A 12,183-nucleotide genomic window follows, 5' to 3' on the forward strand; every position below is an offset into this window, starting at 1 on the left:
CCCTTCCGGACCGCCCAGCATTTATTTAAGGTAAATGAAAGGTTATCTTCAGTTCGCGGAAAGAAAGGTCTTCTATATTAGACACCAGGACAACGAACAGAAATGGAGATGAAATGATTGATGAACGCTTCCCCGATCGTAGAAACCCATCATTTATCCAAATCTTACGGCGGACAAAACCGGGTGCACCAGGTGGACTTATCCGTTCACAGCGGGCAAATTTTCGGTTTTCTCGGGCCCAACGGCGCCGGCAAAACGACGACATTAAAGATGCTGCTTGGTCTCGTGAAACCAACGGAAGGACAGATCAAAATATTCGGCAAAGACCTGAAAAGCAGCCGTTTCGATATTTTGAACAACATCGGCTCGCTGATCGAATCGCCATCGTATTATGGTCATTTGACCGGTCTGGAAAACATGAGAGTCATGCAGCGCCTGCGCAATGTCCCCAGCAAAAATATTGATGAAGCGCTCAAAATTGTCCGCCTCGAAAATCAAAAGCATAAACGGGCCGATCAATATTCGCTTGGCATGAAGCAGCGTCTCGGCATCGCCATGGCTTTGCTGGCGTTTCCAAGCCTGCTTATTCTCGATGAGCCTACGAATGGCCTGGACCCGGCCGGAATCGGCGAAATCCGCGAACTGATAAGGTCGCTGCCCGGACAATACGGGATCACGGTTCTTCTCTCCAGCCACCTGCTGTCGGAGATTGAACAGATGGCGACTTCCGTCGGGATTATCAGCGATGGCAAATTATTGTTTCAGGGTACGATGGAAAGCCTGCAGAGAGAAAACAAGGCTACGATCCGGATTCAAACCAATGAACCGGCGCGGGCGGAAAAAATACTGCAAACGCTTGGGGTTTTGCCAAGGGTGGAAGGAAAACAGCTTGTACTTGATTATTTACGGGACGAGGAAGTTTCCCTGATCAACAAAACCCTCGTAGAAAGCCATATTGGCGTCAGCCGCATCGAGGAACATAAAAAAAGTTTGGAAGACATTTTTCTGGGCCTTACCGGGAAGGAGAAAAGCCTGTGATCAAAGCATTGTCGCTGGAGTACTACAAAATCCGCAGAAAAAGGGTTGGGGGCATGTTGACCCTGTTCCTCGCCGCGGAAATGATATGGGCGTCGCTGTCCATCAGCATTTCAATTTCGCGCAGCGCGGACAACGCCGCCTGGGAAGCGCTGATCTTCAGCCTTTCTTCCATGAATTGCCTCTTCCTTCCCATCATTTCGGCGATCGTGGTCTCACGCATCTGCGATATGGAACATAAAGGAAACACCTGGAAAATGTTAATGACCACCCATCTCGGACTGAAACATGTGTATGCGGCCAAATACGTATGCGCCAACAGTTTGATTTTGTACGGGATCATCGCCCAAGCCTTGTTTATTACCGGATTTGGTCTCTATAAAAGCATCCCGGGACCGCTGCCTCTCCCTTTGCTTTTGCATTATATTGCAGGCACGCTGTTAACCACGCTGATTATTACCGCTTTGCAGCAATGGCTATCGCTGACCGTCAAAAATCAGGCTTTCGCTCTTTGTCTCGGCATGTTAGGCGGTTTTATCGGGACAGCCGCCAGCCTGTTTCCTGCGGGAATCCGCCATTTGCTGGTCTGGTCCTATTATATGGATCTGGGTCCGATCACGTATATCTATGAAGCTTCATCCGGATCGTATGTTCAGCAGCCGCTCAGTTCCGGCCAATGGATTGCGGCGCTTTGCCTGATTGCCATTTGCTATTTGGCAGGAAACGCCCATGTCTCAAGGCAAGAAATCTAAGGAGGGAACTTTGATGCTTAGAAGCATTTCCGCCGAATGGCTTAAACTTCGTCATTCCCGAATCAGCCTGGTATTGGCTATTTTGCCCGTCATCAGTCTGCTCGTCGGATGTTTTAACTTTTATTTCAATCAGGCTGCGCTGCAAAACGGTTGGTACAGCTTATGGACACAGGTCGGTTTGTTTTACGGGGAATTTTTTCTCCCTATTCTCATTGCTATCTGCTGTGCTTATGTATGCAGGCTTGAACACGCCAACCGGAACTGGAATATGGCGATGACCAGCCCGCTGCCCGTCACCTTCCTGTTTACAGCCAAGCTGATTATCGTAGGCATACTGATTTTCGCGGCGCAAACGTTGTTTATGCTGCTGTATTGGTTCGCGGGACAACTGCTGTTTTCTTTCAAGGACGCTTTCCCGGCAGAGACGTTGATATGGAGCTTTCGCGGCTGGGTGGCCTCCTTATCTGTCGCTGCGCTGCAACTGGGATTTTCCATTCGCATTCGCAGCTTTGCCACACCGATCGGAATCAGCCTTTGCGCCGTTTTTCTCGGTTTAGGTTTGTATGTTTTAAAAATCGGCATGCTGTCCCCCTATTCCTTGTTGTCCATCGGCATGTGCGTACTCAGCCAGCAAGATCTGTCGAAGACCGAAAATCTCGTTTTTTTCCTCATGAATGCCGTCTTTATCACTTTGTTTGCGGGTTGGTCCATACGCCGGCTGAAACATAAAGATATTGCATCTTCCTGATGCGCTTGGGAAAGGAGATTCACACCCGATATGAAAAAAACACTCGCTTTGTTTGCTCTGGTAGTTGTTATTTTAACCTGCTTATGGCTGTTCTTCATGAACCCGGATAAGCTGACGCCGGATAACCCTGCAGGCAAAACCACATATTACACGATCGTGAATGCCGAGCCGGGCGGCAAGGACAGCAATGGCCGGTATGATTATGAATTGACGGGTTATACAGACCGGGGAAAATCCAAAAAACTAACGTTCTCAACCGGCAAGAAACTACAAACCGGGGCATTTCTCAAGCTATATTCCACCTACCTGCGCGGAGTAACCTACTGGGAAGAAGTCCGTCCGGAACAGCTGCCGGAGGGGATTAAGAAGCTGATTTCAAAATGAAAGAATCCTACTATTTCACGATAGTCTTGGCAGCATCAGGGGGCTTACCAGATCCTGTACGCAAATCTGAAAGCCCCGGCCGAAAAGGCCGGGACTTTCAAACATGCTATCGTTGCCCATAATAAGCTTGCGCACCGTGTTTACGCAGAAAGTGCTTGTCGAGCAGCACTTGATCCATCGGTGACGCAGTTCTGTTCAATGTCATCGTATGGTGAGCGATCTCGGCGACTTCTTCGAGCACAACGGCGTTGTGCACCGCTTCAATCGCATCCTTGCCCCAGCAGAACGGCGCATGACTATGGACAAGAACGCCAGGCATCTGCATCTCATCAAGATCGGCAAATGTTTCAATAATAACGTTCCCGGTTTCAAGCTCATAATTAGTCTGAATCTCGCCCGTCATCATTTTGCGGGTACAAGGAATTTCTCCATAGAAATAATCTCCGTGCGTCGTTCCGAGTGCAGGAATGCTTTGACCCGACTGCGCCCAACTGGTCGCCCATGTCGAATGCGTATGCACCACAGCGCCAATATTCGGAAATGCATGATATAACGCGAGATGCGTAGGTGTATCGGAAGAAGGATTGAGCCTCCCTTCCACCTTGTTCCCCTGCAAATCCACAACAACCAAATCGTCTTTGGACAATTCCTCGTAAGGTACGCCGCTTGGCTTAATCACTACAAGTCCATGCTCGCGATCGATTCCGCTGACATTCCCCCATGTAAAAGTGACGAGCCCATACTTCGGCAGCATTAAGTTCGCTTCAAGCACTTGTTGTTTTAACTGCTCCAACATATCCATCACACCTTTTTAGAGGTATTCATAAAATGATCTTTGATCACGAAGCGTCCCTGGCAGCCGGTTCGGCATCAAATCTTGCATTTACCCTCATCATTTGATCACAAAACGTTTGATCTTGCAGATGAAGAGTTTGTCAAAGCATCTTTCCTAATCTGTTTTAACCGTTTCATGACGTCATTATCACCGCGACCGAAATAATGGTACAGCTGCTTATATTCCGCGTAGAGCCGATCGTAGACAGCTACATTCGCCGGGATCGGCTTATAGTAATGCTCTTTGACTTTGCCGATCGCTTTTGCGGCTTCGGAAATCGAACCGAATCCCCCACGCTCTACGCCGGCTGCCACCGCCCCGAACATGGCCGAGCCGAACGCCGGCGTCTGGGGAGATGCCGCAATTCGAATCTCCATATTGCATACATCTGCATAGATCTGCATCATGAGCGAATTCTTCTCTGCAATACCGCCCGCAGCATATAATTCCGTAACTGGAACTCCGTTTTCTCTGAACGCTTCAATGATGGTACGCGTACCGTAAGCGGTAGCCTCGATCAGCGCGCGGTACATTTCTTCGCTCTTCGTCAATAACGTAGCGCCAAGCATCAGTCCGGTCAAATCCGCATCGACCAATGTCGAGCGATTGCCGTTCCACCAATCCAGTGCGATTAACCCGCTTTCTCCAACCGCCAATTTGGAAGCCTTGTCTGTCAGCAGCTCATGAATGCCGATTCCTGCCCGGCGGGCTTCTTCCTGCAAATCACTCGAAACACAGTTCTCGATAAACCATTCGAAATGATCCCCAACGCAGGATTGCCCCGCCTCATACCCCATATATCCGGGCATGACGCCATCTTCGACGACACCGCACATGCCAGGAACAATCTCCTCTGTCTCTCCCAATAAAATATGACAGGTCGATGTTCCCATAATCATCAGCATTTTGCCGGGTTCCGTAATCCCGACGGCCGGGATCGACACATGCGCGTCCACATTGCCGACCGCCACCGCTGTTCCTACATTGAGCCCCGTTAACTTGGCCGCACGCTCTGTGATTTCTCCCGCTTTCGTTCCGATCGGATAGATCTCTCTGCTCAACTTCTCATCCACGACATTCTCTAATCCAGGATCTAATGATTTAAGAAATTCCTTCGACGGATATCCGTTTTGTTTATGCCAGATCGCCTTGTATCCCGCCGTACAACTGTTGCGCATCTCTTTGCCTACAAGCTGGGAAACCACCCAGTCCGTCGCTTCCAAAATCGAATCGGCAGCTTCATAGACCTCAGGCGCCTCGTTCAAAATTTGCCATACCTTCGGGAACATCCATTCCGAGGAAATTTTCCCTCCATATAAAGAAAGGAATGGTTCCCCCCGCTGATCCGCCATACTGTTAAGGCGATTCGCCTCATCTTGCGCCGCATGATGCTTCCACAGCTTCACGTAGCTGTGCGGATGATGTTTGAACTCATCCAAAAAACATAAAGGCGTTCCATCGGCCCGAGTCGGTAAAATGGTGCAGGCTGTAAAATCAATGCCAATGCCCACAACGTCATCTGCGCTCACGCCGGATTTGGCCAGCACTTCCGGAATGGTCACTTGCAATACCTCCAAGTAATCGCCCGGATGCTGCAATGCCCAATCCGGTTCCAGCTTCGTTGTTCCGTCAGGAAGGTACTCATCCATGACGCCATGCGTATACGACTTCACCGCCGTAGCCACTTCGCGCCCTGTCCCGATCTCGACCAGCAAGGCTCTCCCGGACTGCGTCCCATAATCCACCCCAATACAATATTTCATAAGATCCACCTACAATCTTGTTGTTATCACCCTAATAAGATCTCTTCTCTTTCTCTAAAATAGGAAACGGTTCGTTGTACGAGCATATCGAGCGCTTCACTGTCCGGCCTGCCGTACATTGCCGGATAAGGATCTCCTCCTGGCCCTAACGGCTCCGGCGTGACAAATCGGCCTTCTTGATTAAAACCTATAAGATAAAGTGCCATAATAATGGTGTCGATGTCCATGAAACCTTCCCCTAGCGCACAACGGTTGCTGTCCGCAAGATGAAGATTGGCGAGTTGATCGCCCGCTTGTATAATCGCCTCTCCTATGTGTGCTTCTTCCGATTGCATATGATAAATATCGCCGTTAATATGCTGAATACCCGGATGGTTCACAGCCTGTATATAGGCCTTCGCTTCCGACACCGTATGCACGATCGTCGTCTCTGCCGAACGAATCGGCTCAATGGCTGCGCGAACGCTATAATTCACAAATTCGTCCGCGACGATGCGCAGCGATTCAATACTGCGTTCGAGCTCCATATCGTCATATGCCGTAGGACGCCCCACCGCAGCAGGTACAACTAATAAGTAATGTCCTCCTACTTTTGAAGTAAACTCCACTTCTCTGCGAATATAATCTAGCGCCGCTTGGCGGTGATGCGCCACATTGCTCGCCAGATCGTTATGCTGCGAGAACATGCCGCAGACGCCGGATACTTTCATGCCGAAATCTTGTAAAATTTGCATTGTGCTATGTGGATCGTAACCTAAATCCGGACCGTAATGGTTGCCGTGAAGCTCAATATACTTGACGCCGTTCTGACTCAAACGTTTGACGGAATCAACCAGGGATTCCATACCGAATCCCCAGTTGCTCCAAGATAAATTCAATCGCTCTTTCAAACGTTCAGGATGCTGGCGTTTTAGTTCTATGAAAGCTTGCCGAATGCGGTCGTTTTTCAACTGGTAGTTTTGCAGCTTCATATCCTGTTCATCCTTCCGCTTCAGAAATACACCGTGCTTGCTATCTTAGAAATCATAGTCTCCGGCATTTTCTTTCGTGAAGTCCGCAGGAGGTCCAAGAATAATCGTCTTGCCGTCTTCTTTAACTTCAACTTTGCCGATATTCGGAATATCTTGACCGTTTGTAATCGCCTTGCCTTCCGCCAGCTCTTTCGCTGCCGCGACCGTCAAGTAACCCAGGTTCATCGGATTCCACAGCGTTGCGGTATCCAAGGAGCCATCTTCCAGGAATGGCTTGGAATCGGTCGGAAGCGCGACGCCGATCAAAGATACTTTATCCTGCAAGCCCTTTTCTTGAATCGCTTGAGCCGCGCCGAGCGGAGCTACTGTCGAATATGCCAGAATGCCGTTAAGATCCGGATTTGCTTTGAGCAAGTCCAATGTTTTTTGGTAAGCGATTTGCTGCTTCTCATCCGTACCGATTTTCTCGCCAATGATTTTGAGATTCGGATATTTCTCTTGAATTTGTTTGGTCGACCAATCAATCCATGTATTCAAGTTCTGCGCAGACAGACCGCCCGTTACGATCGCAACGTTGCCTTCCTCTTTACCCATCGCTTTTACCAGCAAATCCGCCATATGTCGTCCATAGACTTCGTCGTCCACTTGCTGAATGGAAAGATCCACAACCGATTGATCCGCCTTGGTATCCCAGTCCATAACTTTAATGCCCTGCGCCTTCGCTTTTTTCAATACTGGCGTCAAAGCTGCCGGATCGTTAGGAGCTACAGCGATAACGTCCACTTTTTTGGAAATCAAATCTTCAATCACTTTCACCTGCTGCGCAGCATCCGCTTGCGTCGGGCCTGTGTAGATCACCTCTACGCCCAAGTCTTCTCCCGCTTTTTTCGCGCCTTTCTCAGAAGCGTTAAAGTAAGGAATACCGATAAGCTTAGGCACGACCGCGATTTTCAGTTTCCCGGAAGCAGTTGTTTCATTTCCTTTACTTGACGGTTCGGTTGAGCCGGCGTTATCTGTTTTTGCCGCACCGCAACCCGCTAACATACCCACCGCCAGGACAACCGACAGCAATGCGAACCATTTTCTTTTTTTCATTGTTAGACTCCTCCTTAAAATTAAGCAAAAATATATATGAAGAAGGTGATGCCAATGGTTAGGTAGCTTTCTTGAGCTGATTGTGCTTGTATTTTGCCGTGAAGAAGTTAATGAGCAGCACAGCGATCAGCACAACACCTATCAAAATGTTAATGACCATGCCCGGCACGCCCAGCAGGTTCAAACCGCTCGAAAGCACCTGGAAAATCGCCGTACCGAAAATCACGCCAATGACTTTTCCGTAACCGCCGGAAATACTCGTTCCGCCCAGCACCGCGACCGCGATGCTTTGCAATTGATAGGAGCTTCCTAAATCAACTTTGGCCGAATTGTAGCGGCTTGTCATAATAATAGCGGCGATGGCAGCCATCAAAGCAGAGAACAGATATACATACATAATGACTTTCTTGGTGTTCACCCCGGAAAACAACGTTGCAATCGGGTTGTTTCCTGCCATATAGACGCTGCGCCCCCAAACGGTTTTATTGAGCAAGTACCAGGCCAGCAGCGCGATAACCGCAAATACGATGATCGGGAACGGAATGCCGAGAATATCGCCATTGCCGATAAATGAATAGCTGTCCGGGAAGCCTGAAACGCTGTTCCCTTTCGTAATGAGAAGAATGATGCCTTTGAACAATGTCATTGTTCCCAATGTAACCAGAATCGGCGATACTCCGATAAAAGCAACGAAGAATCCGTTAAGCAGACCGCCGATTAATGCGGCAATAATGCCGGCAATCATCGCGACAGGAACAGGCAATCCGGCTGTCAGGGCGTAAGCCATAACCACACCCGATAGTGCGGCGAGATATGTGATGGAGAGATCGATCCCCGCCGTTAATATCACGACCATCATACCCAGGGATAAAATGCCCAGCTCCGGAAGCTGATAGAGCATGCTCGTTAAGTTGTAAGGATCGATAAACCCCGGTACGCATACTGCCATAATGATGAATAATCCCAGAAAAATGAGCCCTAACATCCATTCCTTTGATAGTTTCATATCTTTATCCCTCTTTTCTATCCCTCGACTTCGACTTTAGCCAGACTTCGCTCTTCCCGCTTCCGCTTAATCATATCGTAGGAAACGGCAAGCAGAATGATGGCCCCGACGATGATCTCCTGCCAGAACGTATTAATCTTGGCCAGAATAAGACCATTCTGCATAATCCCCAGCAACAGGACGCCTAAGAACGAACCGAGCATCGAGCCCGAACCGCCGAGAATGTTTGCTCCGCCCAGCACGACCGCTGCGATGACGGTTAATTCGAATCCGGCAAATCCGTTCGGGTCCACCCCTTTGGTGTAAGCTGTCTGCACAATGGCTGCAATCCCGGCGAGAAAGCCCATATACGTGTATACGAAAATTTGTACTTTCGTTAAATTGATTCCGACACGCATCGCTGATACCGGGTTGCCCCCGAAAGAAAGAATCGAGCGGCCGATAGCCAAATATTTCATCACAAACCACGTAATCAAGACCGTCAGCAGGAAGATAATGATCAGAATCGATACGCCCGCTATTTTAAAATTAGAGAACTGAATAAAGCTTGCCGGAAGCATGCTGCTGTTCATATATTCGCCGTTCGTAACGTACAGCGTAATCCCGGATAGTATGCTCATCGTTCCCAGCGAGGTAACAATCGGCGGTATTTTGGTCTTCGCAATTAAAATACCGTTCACGAATCCGAAGCAGGCGCCAACCAAAGGAGCTACGATAAAGATCGCCAAGATGCTCCAAGAGTTTCCATGCATGGCTACCGCCAGCTTGCCGATGACTACCGTAACAGCTGCTGTAACAGCCGCAACCGATACATCAATTCCGCCTGTAATAATAATGAGCGTCATCCCTACTGCCAAGATTCCCAAAACTGAATTCGCTTTCAAAACATCCAAGATATTCTCAGCCGTGAAGAAAACCGGATTCACAACCGATAGAATGAGCGCCAGAAGAATGACGATAAGACCGATGCCAAACTCTTTTTTCTGAAACAGCTTTGTCATGTTACATCACAACTCCTTGCTTGATTTCATTGGGTTTTGCTGCCTCATGGATATGCGTTCCCAACAACGCAAGGTTCATAATTTTCTCTTGGCTTGCTTCTTGGTGCGATAACTCTCCGGCAATCGTCCCTTTGCGCATAACCAGAATGCGATCGCTCACCGCCAGTACTTCGGACAGATCGGAGGAAATGACGAGAATCGCCATGCCTTCCCGGGCAAGCTTGCGCAGCAGCTTATGAATTTCGCGCTTTGCTCCGATATCGATGCCGTTCGTCGGTTCATCTACAATCAGAATCTTCGGATTCGTGGCCAGCCACTTCGCAATAACGACCTTCTGCTGGTTCCCGCCCGACATATTCCCTGTATCGATAAAAGGCAGGTTTGGCCTAATATCGAGTGATTCAATGTATTCTTTGGCTAACTCAAGCTCGCGTTTTTCTTGGATACTTCCGAGCGAATTCGTCAGACTTTTTAAAATCGTTAATGATGTGTTGCGTACAATCGATTGCTGAAGAACGAGACCTTCCTTCTGCCTGCTTTCCGGCACGTAGGCAATGCCATGCTTGACAGCTTTCACCGTCGATGTCATTTGCACAGGCTGCCCGTCCAGCACGATGGAACCGCTGTCAACGCTTTGCAAGCCGAATAGCGCATGCGCTAATTCCGTCCGTCCCGAGCCGACAAGTCCTGTCATGGCAACAATCTCGCCTTTGTGCAGCGTAAATGAGATGTTCTTGAAGTTCCCTTTCTTCGATAAACCGCTTACATTTAGAAGCTGCTCGCCCCGGCTATGCTCTTCTCTCTCCATACTTTCCAGCTTGCGGCCGACCATGAGTTGAATTAATTTCTCCTCATTCAGCTCCTCTTTGCCGTAAGTTCCTACGAATTTCCCGTCACGCAAAACTGTGAATCGATCCGAAACCTTGAACAGTTCCTCCATCTTGTGGCTAACGAATAGAATCGCAATCCCCTTGCTCTTCAGATCGGCGATGACGTTATAGAGCAGTTCCACTTCCCCTGCGGAGAGCGATGAAGTAGGCTCGTCCATGATGATCAGCTTCGCGTCGAAAGCGATGGCTCTTGCAATGGCTACGAGCTGCTGCTTGGCAATGCTAAGCTTCTCAAGGGTTACATTCACGTCGATGTCAAAGCCTAATCCTTGCAAAGTCTCTTTCGCAATGCGCCGCATTTCACGCCATTTAACGAAATTGAAACCGCCTTTCTCCGCCTCGCGTCCTGCGCAAATATTCTCTGCAACGCTAAGATTCGGAAATAAGCTGAGATCCTGATAGATGATCGATATTCCTTTTAAGGTCGCATCGATCGGTTTCGTAATATTTGCCGGCTTGCCTTCGAACAGGAACGTGCTTCCGGCATCAGGCTGTTCGACCCCCGCCAAAATTTTGATCAGCGTGGATTTCCCAGCCCCGTTCTCGCCAATCAGGGCGTGCACCTCACCCGGTCTGACTTCTAGCTGAACTTGATTCAGCGCTTTCACACCGGGGAACGTCTTGCTCATGTCTTTGATTTCCAGTAGTGTTTGGCTCACCTTGATTCCCTCCCTAACCTTCGTACGTATAGATTAGTATGGTTGCTGTAAGTTACGCGCTTTCATAAAGGCTTCGACTTCGGCCATCGTAGGTATGCCGTCACGCGGTCCGAGTCTGGTCACCTTCAACGCACTGACTATCGTTGCGAACCATGCCGCCTGGAAAAGATCATTTCCTTCCGCCAGCGAACAAGCTAATGCGCCTGAGAACGTATCCCCTACGACCGTATCCACGGCATCGACGGGAACCGCTTCGATAAATTGCCATTTGCTTGGCGTATAGACAAGCGCACCGCGGTGCCCCATTTTGATAATGCTCTTCTCAATCCCCAGCAGTTGAAAATATTCCGCTGCCTGCAGCGCATCATCCAAGCTGTTAACCTCAATCCCTGTCATATGCTTCGTCTCTTGCTCGTTCGGGATCAAAATATCCGCGTAGCGAATAGCCTGCATCGTAATGCCTTCCGCCGGCGCCGGATCGATAATAACCAGCAATCCCGACTCTTTGGCTAATTTCATCGCTTGTATGACAGCCTCTTCAGCAACTTCCAGCTGTACGAGAAGTACGCCGCATTGCTGAATCTCATGTGCATGATCGGCAATATCCTCAGCCGTCAACTGCATATTGGCGCCCGGGGCAACCACCATCGTCCGCTCAGCCGACTCATCGATAATGATTGTCGTGAGTCCTGTATGACTTAGAGGCGTACGTTTGATATAAGAAACATCAATGCCGCTCTCGGTTAAATCCGTTAACATCGTGTCGCCATAGTAGTCCATTCCGACGGAGCTGATCAGTACCGGTTCTTTGCCCAGCCTGCATACCGCGGTTGCGGCGTTCCCGCCTTTTCCCCCGGACAGGACAACGGCATTTTGACCTACAGTATTTTCACCACGCGTGGGAAATTTCTTTGTCTGCATAATGATGTCGGTGTTTAAACTTCCGACAATACAAATTTTTTTCATTTTCGGTTGTCTGCCTCCCTGCTCACCTTGGCGGCGTCCTTGATGCCATACTAAACGCTTTCAATGCGTTTGAACAAG

General features: G+C 49.2%; 12 protein-coding genes. 4 read left to right on the forward strand and 8 right to left on the reverse strand.

Annotation, left to right across the window (positions count from 1 at the left end; translation table 11 throughout):
- The first annotated feature begins 120 nt into the window (after positions 1–120).
- Genes L6442_RS26270 through L6442_RS26285 form a run of 4 tightly spaced genes read left to right on the forward strand, consistent with a single transcriptional unit; the run spans position 121 to position 2,919 of the window.
- Positions 121–1,038: an ABC transporter ATP-binding protein gene (locus tag L6442_RS26270; RefSeq protein WP_212977193.1), complete on the forward strand. Its 918-nt coding sequence runs from the start codon at positions 121–123 to the stop codon at positions 1,036–1,038.
- On the forward strand, positions 1,035–1,787 hold the full coding sequence (locus tag L6442_RS26275; protein WP_212977129.1) for an ABC transporter permease: 753 nt from the start codon (positions 1,035–1,037) through the stop codon (positions 1,785–1,787). Before L6442_RS26270 ends, L6442_RS26275 begins: the two co-directional genes overlap by 4 nt.
- A gap of 13 nt (positions 1,788–1,800) precedes the next feature.
- Complete coding sequence (locus tag L6442_RS26280) at positions 1,801–2,535, forward strand: ABC transporter permease (protein WP_212977130.1); 735 nt, start codon at positions 1,801–1,803, stop codon at positions 2,533–2,535.
- Positions 2,536–2,565: 30 nt separating this feature from the next.
- Entirely contained in the window at positions 2,566–2,919 is a 354-nt protein-coding gene (locus tag L6442_RS26285; protein ID WP_212977131.1) for a YxeA family protein, read from the forward strand.
- A 106-nt stretch (positions 2,920–3,025) separates the two neighbouring features.
- On the opposite strand, the gene araD is transcribed toward L6442_RS26285, so the two are convergent.
- The 8 genes from araD to L6442_RS26325 form a co-directional block, all read right to left on the reverse strand.
- The gene (gene araD / locus L6442_RS26290) at positions 3,026–3,715 is read right to left on the reverse strand and encodes an L-ribulose-5-phosphate 4-epimerase (RefSeq protein WP_212977132.1); all 690 of its coding nucleotides are present in this window, start codon (positions 3,713–3,715) and stop codon (positions 3,026–3,028) included.
- Positions 3,716–3,819: 104 nt separating this feature from the next.
- Complete coding sequence (gene araB, locus L6442_RS26295; RefSeq protein ID WP_212977133.1) at positions 3,820–5,517, reverse strand: ribulokinase; 1,698 nt, start codon at positions 5,515–5,517, stop codon at positions 3,820–3,822.
- A gap of 26 nt (positions 5,518–5,543) precedes the next feature.
- The gene (locus L6442_RS26300) at positions 5,544–6,488 is read right to left on the reverse strand and encodes a sugar phosphate isomerase/epimerase family protein (protein WP_194234198.1); all 945 of its coding nucleotides are present in this window, start codon (positions 6,486–6,488) and stop codon (positions 5,544–5,546) included.
- 45 nt (positions 6,489–6,533) lie between these two features.
- Positions 6,534–7,583, reverse strand: coding sequence for an autoinducer 2 ABC transporter substrate-binding protein (locus tag L6442_RS26305; protein ID WP_212977134.1), 1,050 nt, complete (start codon positions 7,581–7,583; stop codon positions 6,534–6,536).
- 58 nt (positions 7,584–7,641) lie between these two features.
- Positions 7,642–8,589: an ABC transporter permease gene (locus L6442_RS26310; protein WP_194234196.1), complete on the reverse strand. Its 948-nt coding sequence runs from the start codon at positions 8,587–8,589 to the stop codon at positions 7,642–7,644.
- Between the two features lie 17 nt (positions 8,590–8,606).
- Complete coding sequence (locus L6442_RS26315; protein WP_194234195.1) at positions 8,607–9,590, reverse strand: ABC transporter permease; 984 nt, start codon at positions 9,588–9,590, stop codon at positions 8,607–8,609.
- 1 nt (position 9,591) lies between these two features.
- Positions 9,592–11,139 (reverse strand): sugar ABC transporter ATP-binding protein, encoded by a 1,548-nt coding sequence (locus tag L6442_RS26320; protein ID WP_212977135.1) that lies wholly within the window; start codon positions 11,137–11,139, stop codon positions 9,592–9,594.
- A gap of 33 nt (positions 11,140–11,172) precedes the next feature.
- Positions 11,173–12,105 carry a ribokinase gene (locus L6442_RS26325; protein WP_212977136.1) on the reverse strand — a complete coding sequence of 311 codons (933 nt, stop codon included), beginning with the start codon at positions 12,103–12,105 and terminating at the stop codon, positions 11,173–11,175.
- Positions 12,106–12,183 lie beyond the last annotated feature (78 nt).

It is taken from the genome of Paenibacillus azoreducens (genome assembly GCF_021654775.1).
Taxonomy (GTDB): Bacteria; Bacillota; Bacilli; order Paenibacillales; family Paenibacillaceae; genus Paenibacillus_AQ; species Paenibacillus_AQ azoreducens.